We start from the raw sequence: 20,705 nt of genomic DNA, 5'->3' as shown, positions 1-20,705 counted from the left end.
GGCGCTGCGGCGGGCGGCTCGAGCCGTGTCCTGGTGCGCGTCATGCCCGTGCCGCCCCCACTTGCCGGGCCGCGTACCGCAGCCTGCGGACGACCGCATAACCCTTGGTCAGCATGCGGTCGAAGGCGTATGTGCGCAGCAGGGCGCCGCCTTCGACCACCTTGGCGAAGGCGTCGATGCCCATGCCGCGGCTCACGGTGAGCCGGGGTGTGGCGAACACGTCCTCCCTGCGGGGCAGCCGGTTGGCGACCGCGCAGGCGGAGGCGTAACCGGCCCGGGCCACCGCGCGCCGCACCCGGGCGCTGGAGTAGCCGTAGGGGTAGGCCATCGTGGTGACCGGGCGGCCCAGCCGGTCCTCCAGCAGAGCCTTGCTGCAGGTCAGCTCGTGGGCCAACGCCGCGTCCGGGAGCTGGTCGAGCTGGGGGTGGCTGTGGCTGTGCCCGCCGATCTCGATCCCGCACTCGGCCGCCTCCCGGACCTGCGACCACGACAGCGTCCGGTCCAGCGGCCGGCCGGCCGCCTCCGCGCCGGCGTCGGCCAGCCAGCCGGTGGTGACGAAGACGGTCGCGGTCAGCCCCAGGCGCTGCAGCACCGGCAGCGCCTGCTCGTGGAAGTCGGCGTACCCGTCGTCAAAGGTGATCGCCACCGCTTTGGCGGGCAGGCGGGCCGGATCGCCGGCCAGCGCCGAGACGGGCACGGCGACAAAACCGCGCTCGACCAGCAGCGCCATCTGCTCGGCGAACGCGCCCGGGTCCACCGACAGCCGCCGGGTGGCCCGCGCCGGGCGCGCGCTGACCGAGTGGTACATCAGCACCGGCACCGGGGGACGGTTCACCGGCCCGCCTCCCTCGCACGCCGCGGGCGGAGCGCACCGGCCGTCCCGACCGCATACCCCCAGGCGGTCCAGACCAGCCCGACCGCGATGGCGCCGGCCCGGCCGAGCCCGGCCGCATCGCCGCGCAGCGCCGCGCCCAGCCCGGCGGCGGCCCCGCGCGGCAGGGTCCGCAGCGCGTGGGCGCGTTCGCTGGCCAGCCCGTCCCGGGTGCCGACGCTGCGGGTGACCAGCGCCTTCGACAGCCCCTCGGCATAGCAGCGCTGCCGGAAATAGGAAAAACGCGCCCGCTCCGGCGGGACCCGGTGCCAGATCACCGCCGCGTCCTCATACACCAGCTCCCAGTCCGGCCGGCGCTGCCGCAGCCTGATGCAGAACTCGGTCTCCTCGCAGCCCAGCGGCCTTTTGTGGTGGCTGCGGCCGATGCCGCCGGCGAACCCGCCGGCCACCTCGAACGCCTCCTTGCGGAAGGAGGCGTTGCCGCCCATCAGGTTGCGGATGGGGCCCGGGCGCATGCCCCGGTAGGTGCAGCCGACCGTCCAGTCGAACTCGGCGGGGAACCAGCCCGGCCGCCGCCCGGCCTCGACGTGCTCGCCCTCCAGCAGGCCCCGGCCGGCCCGGCGGCGCAGCTCGGCGGCGGACGGCGAACCCGGCCACAGCGCCAGGGTGCGCCCGCCGACCCCGGCCACGTCCGGGTCGTCGTAGTGCTTGGCGAAGGCCGCCAGCCAGTCCGGCGCGGCCACCGCATCGTCGTCCAGGAACGCCACCACGTCCCCGCGCGCCACCGACACGCCGGTGTTCTTGCCGCCCGACAGCCCGCGCTGCTGGGCGTTGGCCACCACGGTCACATCGGGCAGCGACCGCTTCAGCCGGGCGTGCAGGACCGGGTTGTGGTCGACCACGCAGATGATCTCGTGCGGCTGGTGCCGCTGGGCCCGGACCGATGCCACCGCGGCGTGGATGTCGTTCCAGCGCCGCTCGGTGTAGACGCAGATGACCACCGAGATGTTCACTTGCGCCTCACCGTGGCCGAACGAAGCCGGGCATAGGCCTTCAGCACGCGGTCTGCGCGCTGGTACATCCTCCGGTCGCGCAGCACGATGTCGCGCGCCTTGTTCAGCGGCGCGGTGCGCGCCCAGTGCAGCGCCACGCCCCCGCAGTGGCGCGACAGCGGGCGGGCGATGCGTCCTTCGGCGATGGGGATCTGCCGGCTGGTGAACCCTTCCTTGAACTCCTTGCCGCCGCGTCCCATGGCGATCTCGGTGATGCCGGCCGCGGCGCAGCTGCGCGCCAGGTGCAGGTGGCCGATCATGCCGGGCGAGTACTTGGCGAAACGGGGGTCGTAGGCGGGGAACCATCCGGCCATCACCTGCCCGCAGCGCAGCCCGAAGTGCGCCGACACCGGCTGGTCCCCGGCGTACAGGACGCTGAGCACGCCGAAGCCGGTGCGGTGGAAGTGCCGCAGCAGCGCCACGATCCACGGCCGGGCGAACCGGTCGGTGCGGCCGGTGCGGTTGTACTGGTCGGACTTCCAGGCCATCAGCCGGGTCAGTTCGGCCTCCTCTCGGCAGTCGAAGACGTAACGCACCTCTCCGACCTCGCGGCCGAGCTTGCGCTCCTTGTAGCGGATGGTGCGGTGGGTCTTGGGCGCCGCCCGGCGGACCTGCTCGGCGAACGCCTCGAAGCCTTCGGACAGGTCCATGACCGGCTCCAGGCGGCGCACGGTGTGGTACGGCGCGAAGGTGGGCTGGTGGGCCAGCAGGTGGTCGAAGTCCCACACCCCCAGTCCGCAGGCCTTGAGCAGCCGCCGGGCGTCCAGGCACAGCTCGGGCGGGGCGATGAGGGCCTGCAGGTCGGTCAGCCCGAACCCCACCGGGTGCCCGATGCCCGCCCGGCCCCGTTCGAAGGGGAAGAAGGCGACCACCTTGTCGCCGTCCTCGACGACCGCGACCCGCACCCGAGGCCGCAGCCGCGCCACGCCCAAGGTGAACTCCGGGGCCAGGAACGGATTGCCCAGCTCGGGATCGGTCTGCTGCAGTTCGCGCCATCGGGTCAGCTCGGCCTCGCCGAGCTCACCGGGACGGAGCACGGTGATCTTCATGTGCCGGTCCTCACTCCGCGGCGGCGCTCAGCGAGGGCAGCGGCTCGGGCTCGGCGACCTGCGGCTCCTGCCGCAGCGGCCCCTTGAAACGCAGCCGGATCATGGTCTTGAGCACCCGCCAGCCGTCCCGGAAGGTGTTGAGGTTGGACTGCCCGTGCCGGCGCTCGGTCTCATGGCTGGGCACTTCGGCGATCTTCAGCCCGGCGCGGACGGCGTTGACGCACATCTCGGTCTCGATCTCGAAACCGGTGGACTCCAGGCACAGCCTCTCCACCGCCGAGCGGCGCAGGGCCACATAGCCGTAGCACAGGTCCGACCAGTTCTGGCCGTACAGCAGGTTGGCCAGGCGGGTGAGCATCCGGTTGCCGAGGCTGCGCAGCCCGGTCAGGTCGTCGGAGCCGCCGCCGCAGCCGTAGCGGGTGCCCTTGACGAAGTCGAAGCCCCGGCACAGCAGGGCCAGGAAGGAGTCGAACTCGGCCGGGTCCATGCTGCCGTCGGCGTCCAGCATGATCAGCAGGTCGCCGGTGGCCGCGGCCATCCCGGTGCGCATCGCCGCGCCCTTGCCGGCCGGCGGCTCCACGATGATCTTGGCGTCGGGGCGGATGGCCAGCGCCACCTCGACGGTGCCGTCGGTGGACTGGCCGTCGACGATGATGACCTCGTCCACCGCGGTCAGCCGCGGCATGAGCCAGCGCAGGTTGTCGGCCTCGTTGAGGGTCGGGATCACCGCGGTGACCGTGGGCCACTGAACCCGGCGGCCGCCCGGCTCCGGCCGTCTGCGCGGGTGCAATACGGGAACTCTATGCGGGCCGTCGGCCGTTTCCACCATTGCGGGACTTCGGGAGTGCACGGCATTCCCCGGAGCCGGTCGGTGCGCAGTCCCAGCGGAAGGAGGGGCGATTTCTGAAGTTCTGGCGATTCGCACGGAACACTCCCTGAGGTGACGCAGGACTAGTGCCTACCTGCATCACTTCCACCGAATGGGGGCTGGGCACTGCAAAGGAGGGTTCAGAGGACTCTGAAAAAAATCGAGGTGATATTTCCGGGCAAGGTCGCTGATATCGGCCATTGCCCAGTCGGCTGGGAATGCCCGTGATCTTTCCGGTTGAACCGGCTATGCCGGTCGGCGGGCTGCGACGCTCGGCGGTGGTCTGCGCGCATTACCGCCGCATTTTCCGCCGCATTTCGCCCGACGGCGGCCATACCGGCCTTTGCGGTCGGCGGTCCGGCCGCGGAGGTCAGCGGGTCAGATGCGGCAGCGTCCCCAGCGGGACGTGCAGCCACGACGGCCGGTTGCGGGCCTCATAACGCACCTCGTAGACCGCCTTGTCCAGCTCGAAGGCGCGCAGCAGCACCCGGTGGGCGTCCGGGTCGGGGCCGCCGCCCAGCGCATACCCCCGGCAGAAGGCGGTGCGGTTGCGGTCGGCCCACTCGCGGGCCCGGCCCTCCAGCAGCATGGCCTGCCCGGAGTCCTCACGCGGGCCGGACACCGGCTCCCGGTGGCCGGCGAGCAGGAACCGCGCCGCGTATTCGAAGGAACGCAGCATCCCCGCCACATCCCGCAGCGGGTGGGCGGGGGCCTGACGCTCGGCCGGGGTCCGCGCCGGCTCCCCCTCGAAGTCCAGCAGCACCCAGCCCCGCTCGGTGCGCAGCACCTGCCCCAGGTGGTAGTCCCCGTGGATCCGCTGCACCGAGACCGGCCGCTGCAGCTCCGCCAGCTCCCGGTAGGCCGCTTTGATCGCCTCGGCGTACTCCGCCAGCTCCGGCACGTCCGCGCAGGCGGCGTCCAGATGCTCGACCATGCGGGCGGCGGTCTCCCGCAGCGCCTGCGGCGGCACCCGGCGCACTCCGAACGCCTCGGCCAGATCCCGGTGCACCTGCGCGGTGGCGGTGCCCAGCCGCTCGGCCTCGCCGGCGAAGTCGCCGCCGGCCTGCTCGGCGGGCACCAGCGGGTCGCTGGCGTACAGGTCGCGCACGCTGGTGGTGGCCAGCTGCCAGCCGTCGGTGGCGGTGCGCAGGAACTCCGACAGCATGCCGACCGTGGCGACGTCATCGCCCAGGCGCATCTCCGCCCAGCCGTGCAGCCGGGGGATGTGCACGGAGCCGGCCCGCGTCAGCGCCAGGTTCAGCTCCAGGTCCGGGTTCACGCCGGGGGTGATCCGGCGGAACATCTTGTAGATATAGGTCTCGCCGAACACCAGTGAGGTGTTGCTCTGCTCGGCGGAGGAGACCAGCGAGGTCAGCTCGGTCTCGATCGTCGCGCCCGGCACCCGGTGGAAGCTCAGCGGGTGCACCTCGGCCTGCGCGGCGATGTTGCGCAGCAGGACGGCGGTCAGCTCCGGGTCGTGCACGGCGTCATAGACGTGCGTCCCGTCCGATGCCAGGATCTCGGCATAGCGCAGTCGGTCCGGCAGGTGGTCGCGGAAACCCAGCAGCAGCTGGTAGATGTCGCGGTCGCCGTCCTGACTCACCTCGACGAGGGTGTGCCGCAGCCCGGGGCCGCCGGCGGCGGACCCGGCGGCCGGTGCGGTCAGTTCCGTGCCGGTGACGATCCGGACCCCGGTGATCGGCCTGCCCTTTCCCGCGAACCAGCGCTGCCGCGGAAGCCAGCCGATCAGGGCCTGTTCGATCGAGCGGTCGGGCGGCCGCACAGATCACCTCACTTCGCCGTCTGCCGGGTCTCCTGCGAGGGATCCGCGGGGAAGTCCGCACCCCGGTCGGACTGTTCCCGCAGTGACTGCTCGGCGGCGCCGGAGCCGTCGGGCCAGCCGCCGGGCGGCGGCGGCAGCACGAACCAGTAGAAGCCGTGACCGGGCAGGGTGAGCAGGTAGGGCAGCTCGCCGATCGCCGGGAACTGCACCCCGCCCATGCACTCCACCGGGGTGCAGCCTTCGAAGCGGCGCAGGTCCAGCTCCACCGGCTGCGGGAAGCGCGAGAGGTTGTTGACGCACAGCACCCGGTCGTCGCCGTACTCGCGCACGAAGGCCAGCACGCTGGGGTTGGAGGCCGGCAGCTCCACATACGAGCCCAGCCCGAACACCGGGTGCCGCTTGCGGATCTCGATCATCTTGCGGGTCCAGTTCAGCAGCGAGCCGGGGTTGCGCTGCTGGGCCTCCACGTTGACCGCCTGGTACCCGTAGATCGGGTCCATGATCACCGGCAGGTAGAGCCGGGCCGGGTCGCAGCGGGAGAAGCCGGCGTTGCGGTCGGGCGTCCACTGCATCGGGGTGCGCACGCTGTCGCGGTCGCCCAGCCAGATGTTGTCGCCCATGCCGATCTCGTCGCCGTAGTACAGCACCGGCGATCCCGGCAGCGACAGCAGCAGCGCGGTGAACAGCTCCAGCTGGTTGCGGTCGTTGTCCAGCAGCGGGGCCAGCCGGCGCCGGATCCCGATGTTGGCCTTCATCCGCGGGTCCTTGGCGTACTCGGCGTACATGTAGTCCCGCTCTTCGTCGGTGACCATCTCCAGCGTCAGCTCATCGTGGTTGCGCAGGAAGATGCCCCACTGGCAGTTCTCGGGGATCTTGGGGGTCTGCGCCATGATCTCGGAGATGGGGTAGCGCTGCTCGCGCCGCACCGCCATGAAGATCCGCGGCATCACCGGGAAGTGGAAGGCCATGTGGCACTCGTCCCCGCCGGTGGCCGGGTCGCCGAAGTACTCCACCACGTCGGCCGGCCACTGGTTGGCCTCGGCCAGCAGCACCCGGTCCGGGTACAGCCGGTCCACTTCGGCGCGCACCCGCTTCAGATAGGCGTGGGTCTCCGGCAGGTTCTCGCAGTTGGTGCCCTCGCGGGCGTACAGGTAGGGCACCGCGTCCAACCGGAACCCGTCGATGCCCAGGTCCAGCCAGAACCGCAGCACCTCCAGCATCGCCTCTTGCACCGCCGGGTTGTCGTAGTTGAGGTCCGGCTGGTGGGAGAAGAAGCGGTGCCAGTAGTACTGGCCGCGCACCGGGTCGTAGGTCCAGTTGGACACCTCGGTGTCGACGAAGATGATCCGCGCGTCCGGGTACTTGTCGTCGGTGTCGGACCACATGTAGAAGTCGCCGTACGGCCCGTCGGGGTCCGTGCGGGACGCCTGGAACCAGGGGTGCTGGTCGCTGGTGTGGTTCATCACCAGGTCGGCGATGACGCGGATGCCCCGCCGGTGCGCCTCATCGACCAGCTCCACGAAGTCGCCCAGATCGCCGAACTCCGGCAGGATCTTGGTGTAGTCGCTGATGTCGTAGCCGCCGTCCCGCAGCGGCGACTGGTAGATCGGCAGCAGCCAGATGCAGTCGATGCCCAGCCACTGCAGATAGTCCAGCCGGTTGATGAGGCCGCGCAGGTCTCCGGTGCCGTCGTCGTTGGAGTCGCTGAACCCGCGCACCAGCACCTCGTAGAAGACCGCGTGCTTGTACCAGTAGGGGTCGCGCGGCTTTTCGTGGGTGAAGGTGTCGGGGATGGGGTCCCCGGTCATCTGCACCGCGTCGGAGGGCACGTCGCCGAACGACTCGGCCACGTGCTCGGCGTGGGTGTGGCCTCGCAGGTCGGGGCCGCTGTGTTCCTCCGGCATCAGGCCGGACGGCGTCTCGGTCAACTCTTGCTGCTCCGAAGCGTGAGGATGTGGGCAGGGTGAACGTGCGGGTCGAGCCGCACATAGTTGGACTGGCCCCACTCGTAGGTCTCGCCGGACAGCTCGTCGGTCACCGCGAACCGGTCCGGCCAGTCCAGCCCGAGCGCGGGCATGTCCAGGTGGACGGTGGCCTCGCGGACCTGGTGGGGGTTGAGGTTGACGACGACCAGCACCACATCGCCCTCCAGGCGCTTGGAGTAGCAGATCAGCTCCGGCTGGTCGACGTGGTGGAAACGCAGGTTCCGCAGCCTGTGCAGTGCGGGGTGCTCACGCCGGAAGGCGTTGAGCTTGGTGATCAGCGGGGTGATGGTGCGGCCCTCGCGTTCGGCCGCCTCCCAGTCCCGGGGCCGGTACTGGTACTTCTCCGAGTCCCGGTACTCCTCGCTGCCGGGACGCAGCGGGGTGTTCTCGATCAGCTCGTACCCGGCGTACATGCCCCAGGTGGGTGAGAGCGTGGCGGCCAGGATGGCGCGGATCTCAAAGGCCGGCCGCCCGCCGTGCACCAGGTACTCGTTGAGGATGTCGGGGGTGTTGACGAACACGTTCGGCCGCATGTAGACCGCCGCGTCCCCCGCCAGCTCCCGGAAGTACTCCTCCAGCTCCTGGCGGGAGTTCTTCCAGGTGAAGTAGGTGTAGGACTGGTGGAAGCCGATCTTGGCCAGGGTGTGCATCATGGCCGGCCGGGTGAACGCCTCGGCCAGGAACAGCACGTCCGGGTCGGTGGAGGCGATGTCGGCCAGCAGCCGCTCCCAAAAGTGCACCGGTTTGGTGTGCGGGTTGTCCACCCGGAAGATCCGCACCCCGTGGGACATCCAGAACCGGACGATCCGCTTGACCTCCTGGTAGATGCCCTCCGGGTCGTTGTCGAAGTTCAGCGGGTAGATGTCCTGGTACTTCTTGGGCGGGTTCTCGGCGTAGGCGATGGTGCCGTCGGCGCGGCGGGTGAACCATTCGGGGTGCTCGGTGACCCAGGGGTGGTCGGGGGAGCACTGCAGCGCCAGGTCCAGCGCCACCTCCAATCCCAGCTCGCCGGCGTAGGCGACGAACGCGTCGAAGTCCTCGATGGTGCCCAGGTCGGGGTGGACGGCGTCGTGCCCGCCCTCGGGCGAGCCGATCGCCCACGGGGAGCCGGGGTCGTAGGGGCCGGCGGTGAGGCTGTTGTTGGGGCCTTTGCGGAAGGTCCGCCCGATGGGGTGGATCGGCGGCAGGTACACCACGTCAAAGCCCATGGCGGCGATGGCCGGCAGCCGTTTCATCGCTGTTCGGAACGTTCCCGACATGGGGCCGCGGCGTCCCATCGGGTCGAAGGAGGCCCCTTCCGAGCGGGGGAAGAACTCATACCAGGAGCCGTACAGCGCCCGCTCGCGGTGCACCGCCAGCGGGAACCACTCGGTGGTGGTGACCAGTTCGCGCAGCGGGTAGCGCAGCAGCAGGTCGCTGATGTCGGGGGCGAGCGCCGCCTCCAGGCGTTCGCGGCGGGGGATGGTCGGGTCGGCCAGGTCGCGGGCCAGGCGGGAGACGGGCGGGCGCTCGTGCGCGGGCATCTGCTCGGCGGCCCGCTCGAACAGCCGGGCGCCCTCGATGAACATCAGCTCCACGTCCTGGCCGCGCGGGATCTTGATCTGCGCGTCGTGCCGCCAGTGCGCGATCGGGTCGCCCCAGGCCTCCACCCGGAAATGCCACATGCCCGGCTCGGTCGGGGTGACCTCGGTGGCCAGCCGGTCCAGCCCCGGGGCGATCTCGCGCATGGGCAGCGGCGGGGAGATCACGCCCGCCGGGTCGCGCAGCACCACCCCGGCGCCCAGCTTCTCGTGTCCTTCGCGGAACACCGTGGCGCTGACCTCGAAGGTCTCGCCGACCACCGCCTTGGCGGGCCAGCGGCCGCAGTTGACCACCGGCTGCACGTCCAGGATCGGGATCCGTCCGATCACAGTTTTGGCAGACACCGTCGCTTTCCGTGAGGGGCGGTTTTTGGGCAAATTCTGATCCCTTTCGATCTCCTGGTCAACCCGCATACCTCACCCCTTGCCTGATCCTTGCCGCCAAAACGGGAACAATCGCCCGGCCATCGGTCATCCAGAGATGACATGCCCGCCCTCGAGGCCGGATCGCGCAGCCGCTCACGTTAACTTTCGGCAACGTCTTGCGCTCAGTCCCCTTTGCCCGGCGGGCGGGCACGTCAGGGGCCGGTATCGCGGCGGTGAAGCCCGCGGCCCGCGCGGGCGGGCGCAGGACGGCCGATCTTCCCGTCCCATGGGGCCGGACGGCCCGGGAACGATCGACAACGGCAGTATTCGGTAACCCTTGCCCGGAACCGGCCGGGTGGGGGTCGCCAGGTGAGCCCTCCAACGCATAGCGTGAGCAGACGTGAAGGCAATCCGACGACTCACCGTCCGCACCGTCCTGCCGGAACCGCTGCGCGGCCTGGAGGAACTCGTCCTCAACCTGCGCTGGTCATGGCACCACGAGACGCTGGACCTGTTCCGTTCGGTGGACCCCGGACTGTGGGAGTCCGTCCAGCAGGACCCGGTCCGGCTGCTCGGCGAGGTGGACCCGGCCCGCCTGGCGGCGCTGGCCGAGGACCGCCGCTTCCTGCGCCGGCTGGACGCCGCCCTGGACGATCTGCACGACTATCTGACCTCGCCGCGCTGGTACCAGAGCGCCGGCGCGGACGGACCCGCCGCCATCGCCTACTTCTCGCCCGAGTACGGCATCACCGCGGCGCTGCCGCAGTACTCCGGCGGGCTGGGCATCCTGGCCGGCGACCACCTCAAGACCGCCAGCGACCTGGGCGTGCCCATCATCGGGGTGGGCCTGCTGTACCGGCACGGCTACTTCTCCCAGTCGCTGTCCCCGGACGGCTGGCAGCTGGAGCACTACCCGGCCATCGACCCCAACGGGCTGCCGCTGACGCTGGTGCGCGAGGACGACGGCGCCCCGGTGCGGGTCTCCATCGCCCTGCCCGAGGGCCGCGTCCTCAACGCCCAGGTCTGGCTGGCCCGGGTCGGGCGGGTGCCGCTGCTGCTGCTGGACTCCGACGTGGAGGACAACGACCCGGCCGCCCGCGACGTCACCGACCGGCTGTACGGCGGCGGCACCGAACACCGGCTGCTGCAGGAGATGCTGCTGGGCATCGGCGGGGTGCGGGCCATCCGCGCCTACTGCCGCATCAGCGGGCACCCGGCCCCGGAGGTGTTCCACACCAACGAGGGCCACGCCGGGTTCCTGGGCCTGGAACGCATCCGCGAGATGATCGCCGACCACGGCCTGTCGTTCGACGAGGCGCTGGAGGCGGTCCGCGCCGGGACCGTGTTCACCACCCACACCCCCGTCCCGGCCGGCATCGACCGTTTCCCCCGGGAGCTGATCGGCAAGTACTTCGGCGGGTCGGCCGCGCTCGGCGAGGTGCCGGTGGACCGGGTGCTGAGCCTGGGCGAGGAGACCTACCCCGACGGCGACCGCACCGTGTTCAACATGGCCGTCATGGGCATGCGGCTGGGCCAGCGGGTCAACGGCGTCTCCCGGCTGCACGGCGAGGTCAGCCGGGAGATGTTCGGCGGCCTGTGGGGCGGCTTCGACACCGACGAGGTGCCCATCGGCTCGATCACCAACGGGGTGCACGCCGAGACCTGGGTGGCCCGCGAGATCATGGACCTGGCCGCCCGCGAAGTGCCCTCGATCATGGAGGGCCACGGTTGGAACGGTGTACTGGACGTCCCCGAAAGCGAGATCTGGCGGGTGCGCCGCATCCTGCGCGAGCGGCTGGTGCTGGACGCCCGCCGCCGGCTGCGCGCCTCCTGGAAGCAGCGCGGCGCCTCCGAGGCCGAGCTGGCCTGGATCGACGAGGCCCTCGACCCGGACGTGCTGACCATCGGGTTCGCCCGCCGGGTGCCCTCCTACAAGCGCCTGACGCTGATGCTGCGCGACCCCGACCGGCTGCGCGCGCTGCTGCTGGACCCCGAACGCCCGGTGCAGATCGTCATCGCCGGCAAGGCGCACCCGGCCGACGAGGGCGGCAAACGGCTGATTCAGGACATCGTCCGCTTCGCCGACTCCGAGGACGTGCGGCACCGCATCGTCTTCCTGCCCGACTACGACATGGCGCTGGCCCAGGTCATGGTGGCCGGTTGCGACGTGTGGATGAACAACCCGCTGCGCCCGCTGGAGGCCTGCGGCACCTCCGGGATGAAGGCCGCCCTCAACGGCGGGCTCAATTTGTCCATCCGGGACGGCTGGTGGGACGAGTGGTACGACGGCCAGAACGGCTGGGCGATCCCCTCCGCCGACGGCCTGTCCGACCCCGACCGCCGCGACCAGCTGGAGGCCGCCGCGCTGTATGAGCTGATCAGCGACCATGTGGCGGTGATGTTCTACGACCGCGACGGCGCCGGGCTGCCCCGCCGCTGGCTGGAGATGGTCAAGCACACCCTGGCCACGCTCGGCCCCAAGGTGCTGGCCACCCGGATGCTGCGCGACTATGTGCGCGAGCTGTACACCCCGGCGGCCCGCTCGGCCCGCGCCATGGCGGCCGACGGCTACGCCGGCGCCCGGGAGCTGGCGGCCTGGAAGCACCGGGTGATCAAGGCCTGGCCCGGTGTCGCGGTCGACCACGTGGAGTCGGCGGGGGAGGAGAGCCCGCACGTCGGCGAGCGCCTGACGGTGCGCGCGGTGGTCAACCTGGGCGACCTGAAGCCCGAAGACGTGCTGGTGGAGGCCGTCTACGGACGGGTGGACGCCTCCGACTCCATCGTCTCCCCGTCCCACCTGGAGCTGACCGGCGAGGGCGGTGAGAACGGCCGGATCCGCTACACCGGGGAGATCCCGCTGGACCGCACCGGCCCCTTCGGCTACAGCGTCCGCGTCGTCCCCCGGCACCGGCTGCTGGCCGGCCCCGCCGAACTGGGCCTGGTCGCCCTGCCGCCGGCACCGGTGGGGATGACCAACGGCGACCTGCGCTGAGCGAGGCGACCGGAGCGGACCACCGCGCACCCGCCGGCCCGCTCAGGCGGGCGGCGCCGGCGTGCCCGCCGAAGCGGTGCCGATCGCCCGGTGAGCCTCTGCAACGCGCCGTTTCCGCAAGCCGCAGGACGCCGCCCCGGGCACCCTTTCGCCGGGCGGCGGGCGCCGCAGGGCTTTCGGCCTGCGCCCGGCACGGAAGAGCGGCCGTATGGACGCCGCTCACGCGCGGGACATCGCCTCGTAGGCCGGTCTCAGCACGTCGGTCAGCGGGCGGCGACGGATCTTGATCGCCGGCGGGTCCAGCAGCTGCAACAGCAGGTCGGGCGGGGCGGGCGCGGCATGCTCGCGCGGCTCGGCCGGAGCGGGGCCGGCCGTCCAGAACCCGGCGGCGCGCAGCGGCTCGTCCCCGACGTCGAACGGATCGGGCGCGTCCTTTGCGGACGCCTGGCGCAGCCCGTGCAGCAGCCGCTCCCGCGAACCTCCCCGCCAGGTGAGGAGCAGGGACGGATCGCGGTCGAACGCCTCGGCGAGCAGGCAGAGCACGGCCGCCGCATGCTCGCACGGCTCCCCGTAGCCGGGGCACTCGCACATCAGGTGCAGGTCATGGGGCGAGTCCGGCAACAGCGGCACGCCCGCCTGAGCGAACGCCCACTCCAGTTCCGGCGGCGTCTCCCCCTCCAGCAGGCGGGCGCGCAGCAGCGGCTGGGAGGCCAGTTCCGCCGCCACCGCCCGCCAGGAGCCCTCATCGATGGGGCCGACGCCGATCGCCACCCCGTACGGTTCCGGCCCGAGCACCCGGGCGCTCACCTCATGGGGACGCACCCGAAGATCCTTCACCCGCCCCTGACGCGCGTACGTCCACCCCCGGTGCAGCCGGCCGTGATCGGTGAACGACCCCAGCACGTCCAGGAAGCGCCGCGACCACCACATCCGCCCGGCGTCGTCACCCGCCGCGGCGGCCCCTCCGTCACCCGCCGTCAACCGCTCACCGCCTCCGGCGACAGCCGCAGCACCTCGCGCAGCTCGGCCACCGACAGCCGGGTCAGCCAGTCCTCACCGGTGGCCACCACGCTGCCGGCCAGCGCCTTTTTGCGCTCGATCATCTCCTCCACCCGTTCCTCCAGGGTGCCGACGCAGATGAGCTTGCGGACCTGCACATCGCGGGTCTGGCCGATGCGGAAGGCCCGGTCGGTGGCCTGGTCCTCCACCGCCGGGTTCCACCAGCGGTCGATGTGCACCACGTGATTGGCCGCCGTCAGCGTCAGGCCCGTCCCGGCGGCCTTCAGCGACAGCAGGAACACCGCCGGCTCCGCCTCCTCCTGGAAACGCCGGACCAGATCATCGCGCACGCGGCGGGGCGTGCCGCCGTGCAGCCACAGCACCGGGCAGCCCAGCCGGGCCGCCAGGTACGGCTGCAGCATCGCGCCGAACTCGGCGTACTGGGTGAACGCCAGCGCTTTTTCGCCCCGCTCGACGACCTGGGCGCAGATCTCCTCCAGCCGCTCCAGCTTCCCCGACCGGCCCGCCAGGCGCGAGCCGTCCCGAAGCAGCTGCGCCGGATGGTTGCACACCTGCTTGAGCCGGGCCATCGTCGCCAGCACCAGCCCGCGCCGCGCCGCGCTCGAGCCGGCCTCGGCGATCTGCGCCAGCATGTCGTCCACCGTCGCCTGGTACAGCGACGCCTGCTCGGCGGTCAGATTGCAGTAGACCTTGATCTCCTGTTTGTCCGGCAGGTCGGAGATGATCGCAGAGTCGGTCTTCAGCCGCCGCAGGATGAACGGCCCGGTGATGCGCCGCAGCTCGGCCAGCGCCCGCCGGTCGCCCCGCTCCTCGATGGGGACGGCGAAGCGCTCCCGGAAGACCCGCCGGGGGCCCAGCAGCCCCGGGTTGGCGAACTCCATGATCGACCACAGCTCGGTCAGGTGGTTCTCCACCGGGGTCCCGGTCAGCGCGATGCGGGTGCGCGCCGGGATGCTCCGCACCGCCCGCGCCTGCAGCGTCCCGCTGTTCTTGAGCGCCTGGGCCTCGTCGCAGACCACCCGCTCCCAGGTGATCCCGGCGAGCAGGGCGGCGTCCCGCGCCGCCGTCCCGTAGGTCGTCAGCACCAGGTCGGCCCGCGCCGCGGCCTCGGCCAGCGCTTTGCCCCGGTGGCGTCCGCCGCCGTGGTGGACGTGGACCCGCAGCCCGGGGGTGAACCGGGCCGCCTCCCGCTGCCAGTTGCCCACCAGCGACATCGGCAGCACCGCCAGCGTGGGCGCGACATCGGGGTTGTGCAGACGCTCGTGGACCAGCAGCGCCAGCGTCACCACCCCCTTGCCCAGGCCCATGTCGTCGGCCTGGATCGCCCCCAGTCCGAGTGAGCTCATGAACGCCAGCCAGGCCAGGCCCCGCTCCTGGTAGGGACGCAGCGTCCCCTTGAAACCCTCCGGCGTGGCGATGGGGGTCAGCCGCCGCTCGGCCTGGCCCGACAGCAGGTCCGCCGGCGGCCCGTCGGCATCGACGCCCAGCAGGGGCAGGGCGTCGCCGCCGGCGTGGACGGCGGCGCGCACCACCTGCCCGGCGGACATGGCGCCGGTGCGGGGGCGGCGCAGGAAGTCCAGCGCCGCCTCCAGCTGGGCCTCGTCCAGCTCGACCCACCGGCCGCGCAGCCGGACCAGCGGGGCCTTGAGCCGGGCCAGCTCGGTCAGCTCCTCCTCGGTCAGGGGCTGGTCGCCGATGGCCAGGTCCCAGCGGAAGTCGAGCAAAGTGCCCAGGTCGAAACCGGAAGAGGTGACGGCGCCCGGTTCGGGCCGGGTGCGGGCGGTGAGTTTCAGCCCGAGCCGGGGCCGGTCGCCCCAGCGGGGGAGCAGCACGCCGAAACCGGCGGCGGCCAGCAGCGGGGCGGAGCGGCGCAGGAACCGGAAGGCGCCGGTGACGTCCGTGCGCAGTTCGGCGGGGGCGGGGCCGCGCAGGGCCGCGGCCAGCTCGGGGAACAGCCGCAACGCCCGGCCGAGCCCGCTCAGCAGGGCCTCGGCGGCCTCGGGCAGAAAGGGGGCGCCGCCCGCCCAGACGGTGGCGGCGGGGACGTACAGGCTGGGGTCCTCGGTGCTCTGCAGGGCGAACTCGATCCGCCAGGCGTCGCGGTCGCCGGCCGGATCGGGCTCGATCAGCCGGAAACAGGTGCGCAGCGGGCCGGGCGGCCCGGCGGAGGCGGCCCAGGCCGCCAGCTCGGCGCTCAGCCCGTCCAGGTCGTCGCCGGGCTCCCGCAGGACGCGGGGGTCGGGGCCGGTGAGCGCGGACGCCCAGCGTTCGGCGAGGGGCGGCGGGCCGGCCGCCCCGCCTCGGCGCGGTGGCAGCAGCGGGTGGGGGACGACGCCCCGCACCACCGTGTCGGTGAGGCAGCCGAGGGCCTCGCCGAGCACCCGCCCGGCGGGCCGTCCGCCGTCGGCCGCGCGGCAGGCGGGCGGCATCGCGGCGGCCAGCGCTTGGATGAAGGCGGGATCGACCAGGGCGGGCCGCCAGCGGGCGACCGCTTCCCCGTCCTCGCGCAGCAGGGCGGGCAGCACCCGGCCCTGCCGGACGAGCTGCGCGGCGATGCCGGCGAGCAGGGCGAAGAACCGCAGATCGTCCCCTGCGGCGACATCGGTGGCGCGCTCGGTGTGCCCCAGCAGCGCCATGGCGGTCAGCGGGGCGAGCGCCCGCGCCGGCACCCTCCAGGACTGCAGGCGCGGCTCTGCGCCCGCTTCGGGTGACGCCTCGGAGGAAAGAAGCGGACGGCCCGTGACGGTCGGCAGCAGCAGGTCGAGGGTGATCGGTGGGGCGTCGGCGGTGAACGGCGCATAGGAGGTGCCGTCGAAGTCGGCGGTGGCGCAGGGGTGCCACCGGGGGCCGTCTGCTCCGCCGGGGCCGCCGGGCCGTTCGGCCCACAGGCACAGGGCGCCGCCGTGCCAGACGGCGTGGGCGATGAGCATCGGTCATGGCCCCCCGGACGAGGACGGCTGCAGGCGGCCACAGAAGTTAGCAGCGGGCTCTGACATCCCGGGGGTCACTGCGGCACGGGGAGTACCATCCCGGGCATGCATCAGGAATTCCGGACAGCCCTGGTGACGGGCGCCTCCAGCGGCATCGGCGAGGCGTTCGCGGCGCTGCTGGCGGCGCGCGGCACCGACCTGGTGCTGGTGGCGCGCCGCGCGGACCTGCTGGAACGGCTGGCCGGCCGCCTGGCCGAGCGGCACCGGGTGGGGGTGCAGGTGCTGCCCGCCGACCTCACCGACCCCGCCCAGCTGGAGCGGGTCGAGCGGAAATTGCGCGGTGAACCGGTGGACCTGCTGATCAACAATGCCGGTTACGGCGCGTTCGGGGCGTTCGCCGAGATTCCCTTGGAAGACCAGCTCAAGGAGATCGACCTGAACGTGCGGGCGGTGGTGCGGCTGACTTACGCGGCACTGCCGAGCATGATCGAACGCGGGCGGGGCGGCGTGCTCAATGTGGCCTCCATGTCGGCCTTCACCCCGTCCCCGGGAAGCGCGACATACGGGGCGACCAAAGCGTACGTGCAGGCTTTCACCGAAAGCCTGCACGCGGAATTGCAGGGCAAGGGCGTGCACGTGACGGCGCTGTGCCCGGGGTTCACCCGCACGGACGAGACCGCCGGCCCCAATCTGCTGTGGCTGCGGCGCGTGGACGTGGCCCGCGCGGGGCTGGAGGCGGTGGCCGCCGGACGCGCCTTGTGCGTGCCCGGAGGGCAGTACAAAGCGCTGCTGCCCCTGTTGCGCCTGGCGCCGCGTTTTCTGCTGCGGTCGGCGGTCAATCGGGCGTGGCAACTGGCGGCCGAGACAAAAATCGGCGACTGAAGTGCGCACGATGCGCATAGCCGGTGCCGCCGGGATCCCCCTACGGTGAGCGGACCGCCGTCGGCGCGATCATTTCCCCCATGCCCGGAAGGGTGAGACATGGCCTCCACGCCCGTTGCGAAAAGCCGGTTCGAGCTGCTGATGGAGCTTGAACCGGTGGTGGAGAGGGAACTCGACCGGCACCTGTCCATGGCCGACGAGTGGTTCCCGCACCAGTACGTCCCCTGGAGCCGGGGACGCGACTACGACGGCCCGCTGGGCGGCGAGGAGTGGCGGCCCGAGGACTCCGCGATCAGCCCCGAGGCCCGGGAGGCGCTGATCGTCAACCTGCTCACCGAGGACAACCTGCCGGGCTACCACTACGCCATCTCCCGGATCTTCGGCCGGGAGGGCGCCTGGGGCGCCTGGGTGAACCGGTGGACCGCCGAGGAGAACCGGCACAGCACGGTCATCCGCGACTACCTGACGGTGACCCGCGCGGTCGATCCGGTGGCGCTGGAACGGGCCCGCATGAGGCACATGCAGGGCGGCTATGAGCCCGACCACGGCGAGGACCTGCTGCGCGGCGTGGCCTACGTGTCGTTTCAGGAACTGGCCACCCGGGTGTCGCACCGCAACACCGGAAAGGCGTCCGGCGACCCGGTCTGCGAGCAGATGATGGCGCGGGTGGCCAAGGACGAGAACCTGCACATGATCTTCTACCGGAACCTGCTGGAGGCGGCGTTCCAGATCGATCCCGGCCAGACCATGCGCGCCGTCACCGACGTGGTCAAGGCGTTCCAGATGCCCGGGCACACCATCGACGGCTTTTTGCGCAAATCGGTGGCCATCGCCAACGCCGGCATCTACGACCTGCGGCTGCACCACGACGATGTGCTGATGCCGGTGCTGCGTAAATGGAAGGTCTTCGAGATGAGCGGGCTGACCGCCGAGGGCGAGCGGGCCCGTCAGGAACTGGGCGAATTCCTGGAGCAGTTGGACGCGGCCGCCACCAGGTTCGAGACGCGGCGGGCCGAGCGCCGCGCCCGGCGGGCCGCCCGGGGCGAGTGACGGCGGCCCCTGTGAAGCCGCCCGCGCCCGGGAACCTCGGCCGCTTCGGCGGCGTCCAATGATTGCGTAAGGACGCATCCGGAGGCCCTCACCCGCTCCCGTCCGCCCTTTCACCGGGGCGTCCGTCCCGGACCGGCGGGAGACCGGCGAGCCGGTGGACGAAACGCCGGCCGCAGCGGGCCGGGACGATCCGGTGGAACCGCCCGGTGCGGCGGGCGAAGATAGGGTGGCGGCAGCGATGAAGGGGGTTGTCACGTCCGGGGAGCGCATCGGCCGGTACCGCCTGATCCGCACGCTGGGCGAGGGCGGGATGGGGGTCGTCCACCTGGCGGCCGACCCCGAGGGCCGCAAGGTGGCGATCAAGGTGCTGCGCTCCGCGGTGGCCGGGGACACCGTCGCGCGGCGGCGGCTGGCCCGCGAGGTCGACTCGATGCGCCGGGTGCACAGCCCGCATGTCGCCGAGATCCTGGACGCCGATGTCACCGCGCCCCAGCCCTACATCGTCACCCAGTACGTGCCGGGCCGCACCCTGGAGGAGGTCGTGGAAGGGCCCGACGGAGGCCCGCTGCAGGGCGCGGCGCTGCAGCGGCTGGCGGTCGGGCTGGCCTCGGCGCTGTCGGCGATCCACGGCGCCGGGATCATCCACCGCGACCTCAAGCCCGGCAACGTGATGCTGCTGGACGGCGAGCCCATCGTGATCGACTTCGGGATCGCCCAGGCCGCCGACGCCACCCGGCTGACCGCCACCGGCATGGTGATCGGCACCCCCGGCTACCTGGCTCCGGAGATCCTCGAGGGGGAGGACGCCGGGCCGCCCTCGGACGTGCACGCCTGGGCCGCCACGGTGGCGTTCGCGGCCACCGGCCGCCCGCCGTTCGGCTCCGGCCCGTTCGAGTCGATCTTCTACCGGATCCTGCAGGGACAGCCGGATCTGGACGGGATGCCCCCGGCGCTGCAGCCGCTGATCCGGTCGGCGATGGCGCGCGACCCCTCCCAGCGGCCCACCGCGGTCGAGCTGGTGCAGATGGCCCGGCGGATCCACCTGGAGGCCACCATCACCGACCAGACCCGGGTGGACGCCTCCTCCTGGATGCCGGCCCCGCCGGAGCGGACCGGCCAGACCTCGCCTTCGCGGCCGGACCGGACCGCGCCGCTGCCGGCTCCTCCGCCGGCCCCGGGGCCGCTGTCCGGTCAGGCGCCGCCCGCGCCCGCCCAGCCGGAGGACTTCCGCGGGCTGCTGCCGCCCGCGGCGCCGCCTCCGGGGCCGCCGCCCGGCCCCGCCCCTTACGGCCGTCCCTACGAGCAGACCCCTTACGAGCAGGCCGCCTACGGGCAGGCCGCCTACGGGCAGGGCCCCTACGGTTCCCATCCCCTCTCCCAGGTCCCGCCGCCCGCCGCCCCGCCGGACCCGCAGCCGCAGCCTCAGCCGCGCGGCCCGGCGCCGCCTCCTTATGACCCGTACGCGGCGCCGGTGAGCGAGCGCCCCGCACAGGCCCCGGCGGCCCCGGCGACCAGCCCCGACCCGCCGCCCAAGCCGTACGGCTGGTACCGCTTCCTCAGCTTCACGGTGCTGGCCGCGCTGCTGGGCTTCGCCTACCTGGTGCCGGTGCTGGCCGTGCTGGTCACCATCGGCGGGGTGCTGGTGCTGCGGATGGGCGACTGGGCGGCCAAGGGCATGGACGACCGCCGCACCAGGCGCGGCCCGCGCGCCGGTGATGTGCTGGGCGCGCTGGTGCGGGCGCCGCTGGGCCTGCCGGGGGCGGTCATGGTCACCGGCATGCTGTCGGCGGCGGCCCTGTGCACCGCCTCCGTGCTGTTGATCGCGCTGCTGGTGACCATGCCGCAGATCAGTGCCGCCAAGGGCATCGCGTATGCGGTGATGCTCGTCATCGGCCTGCTGTGCCTGGCGCCGGGCAGCGGCGCCCCGCGCCGCCAACTGGTGCGGCTGTGGGGGGCGGTGGCGCCCCGCCGGGAGATCGCCGCGCCGCTGGCGCTGGCACTGTCACTGTTCGCGGCGGTGCTGATCGGGCTCTCCTATGGCGGCACCCCCGACACCTACCCGGTGGAGGGCCTGAGCGCGCGGCTGGAGGAGCTGCGCGACGGCATCCGGGACCTATGGCCCTGGTGACGGCGCGCCCGCCGGCCGGGCGGGACCGGCAGACGGCCTACGGCCCGCCGCGGGCCCGCTAGGGTCGGGGGCGGGCGGAAGCCGCGCCCCTGAAGCGGCCCTGCTCCGCCCCTGGCTTCCGCACCGGCTGCGCCGTTCCGCGTGACCTTGTGCCGTGTCTCCCTCTTCTTCCGGAGGGGGAGATCTCC

13 protein-coding genes are annotated in these 20,705 nt (G+C 72.4%); 4 read left to right on the top strand and 9 right to left on the bottom strand.

The window, feature by feature from the left end; translation table 11 throughout:
- Window positions 1-40 precede the first annotated feature (40 nt).
- From BUE48_RS17850 to BUE48_RS17820, 7 genes are all read right to left on the bottom strand, one after another.
- On the bottom strand, window positions 41-835 hold the full coding sequence (locus tag BUE48_RS17850) for a polysaccharide deacetylase family protein (protein WP_286990590.1): 795 nt from the start codon (window positions 833-835) through the stop codon (window positions 41-43).
- A complete protein-coding gene (locus BUE48_RS17845) occupies window positions 832-1,845 on the bottom strand; it encodes a glycosyltransferase family 2 protein (protein WP_286990589.1) in 1,014 nt (337 codons plus the stop codon). The genes BUE48_RS17850 and BUE48_RS17845 overlap by 4 nt, the downstream gene beginning before the upstream one ends.
- Window positions 1,842-2,933, bottom strand: coding sequence for a GNAT family N-acetyltransferase (locus BUE48_RS17840; RefSeq protein WP_012853906.1), 1,092 nt, complete (start codon window positions 2,931-2,933; stop codon window positions 1,842-1,844). Before BUE48_RS17840 ends, BUE48_RS17845 begins: the two co-directional genes overlap by 4 nt.
- Window positions 2,934-2,943: 10 nt before the next feature.
- Window positions 2,944-3,660, bottom strand: a complete 717-nt coding sequence (locus BUE48_RS17835; protein WP_286990588.1) for a glycosyltransferase family 2 protein — start codon at window positions 3,658-3,660, stop codon at window positions 2,944-2,946.
- Between the two features lie 511 nt (window positions 3,661-4,171).
- Window positions 4,172-5,584: a maltokinase N-terminal cap-like domain-containing protein gene (locus BUE48_RS17830; protein ID WP_012853904.1), complete on the bottom strand. Its 1,413-nt coding sequence runs from the start codon at window positions 5,582-5,584 to the stop codon at window positions 4,172-4,174.
- Between the two features lie 8 nt (window positions 5,585-5,592).
- Complete coding sequence (gene treS / locus BUE48_RS17825) at window positions 5,593-7,392, bottom strand: maltose alpha-D-glucosyltransferase (RefSeq protein WP_052305695.1); 1,800 nt, start codon at window positions 7,390-7,392, stop codon at window positions 5,593-5,595.
- A gap of 116 nt (window positions 7,393-7,508) precedes the next feature.
- Window positions 7,509-9,479, bottom strand: coding sequence for an alpha-1,4-glucan--maltose-1-phosphate maltosyltransferase (locus BUE48_RS17820; protein ID WP_286990625.1), 1,971 nt, complete (start codon window positions 9,477-9,479; stop codon window positions 7,509-7,511).
- A 436-nt stretch (window positions 9,480-9,915) separates the two neighbouring features.
- On the opposite strand from BUE48_RS17820, the gene glgP reads away from it, so the two are divergent.
- A complete protein-coding gene (gene glgP, locus BUE48_RS17815; protein ID WP_012853901.1) occupies window positions 9,916-12,507 on the top strand; it encodes an alpha-glucan family phosphorylase in 2,592 nt (863 codons plus the stop codon).
- A gap of 219 nt (window positions 12,508-12,726) precedes the next feature.
- Here the strand turns inward: glgP and BUE48_RS17810 are convergent, their stop codons facing one another.
- On the bottom strand, window positions 12,727-13,488 hold the full coding sequence (locus BUE48_RS17810) for an SWIM zinc finger family protein (RefSeq protein WP_286990587.1): 762 nt from the start codon (window positions 13,486-13,488) through the stop codon (window positions 12,727-12,729).
- Complete coding sequence (locus tag BUE48_RS17805) at window positions 13,485-16,457, bottom strand: DEAD/DEAH box helicase (protein ID WP_286990586.1); 2,973 nt, start codon at window positions 16,455-16,457, stop codon at window positions 13,485-13,487. Before BUE48_RS17805 ends, BUE48_RS17810 begins: the two co-directional genes overlap by 4 nt.
- A 105-nt stretch (window positions 16,458-16,562) precedes the next feature.
- Here BUE48_RS17805 and BUE48_RS17800 point away from each other — a divergent pair, with 105 nt between their 5' ends.
- The 3 genes from BUE48_RS17800 (at window position 16,563) to BUE48_RS17790 (ending at window position 20,517) form a co-directional block, all read left to right on the top strand.
- The gene (locus tag BUE48_RS17800; protein WP_012853898.1) at window positions 16,563-17,339 is read left to right on the top strand and encodes an SDR family NAD(P)-dependent oxidoreductase; all 777 of its coding nucleotides are present in this window, start codon (window positions 16,563-16,565) and stop codon (window positions 17,337-17,339) included.
- A gap of 99 nt (window positions 17,340-17,438) precedes the next feature.
- The gene (locus tag BUE48_RS17795; RefSeq protein ID WP_286990585.1) at window positions 17,439-18,389 is read left to right on the top strand and encodes an acyl-ACP desaturase; all 951 of its coding nucleotides are present in this window, start codon (window positions 17,439-17,441) and stop codon (window positions 18,387-18,389) included.
- Window positions 18,390-18,627: 238 nt separating this feature from the next.
- Window positions 18,628-20,517: a serine/threonine-protein kinase gene (locus BUE48_RS17790; RefSeq protein ID WP_286990584.1), complete on the top strand. Its 1,890-nt coding sequence runs from the start codon at window positions 18,628-18,630 to the stop codon at window positions 20,515-20,517.
- The last annotated feature ends 188 nt before the right edge of the window (window positions 20,518-20,705 follow it).

The sequence above is a fragment of the Thermomonospora sp. CIF 1 genome (assembly GCF_001896795.1).
Lineage (GTDB): Bacteria > Actinomycetota > Actinomycetes > Streptosporangiales > Streptosporangiaceae > Thermomonospora > Thermomonospora curvata.
This window is presented reverse-complemented; position numbering and strand designations above follow the sequence as displayed.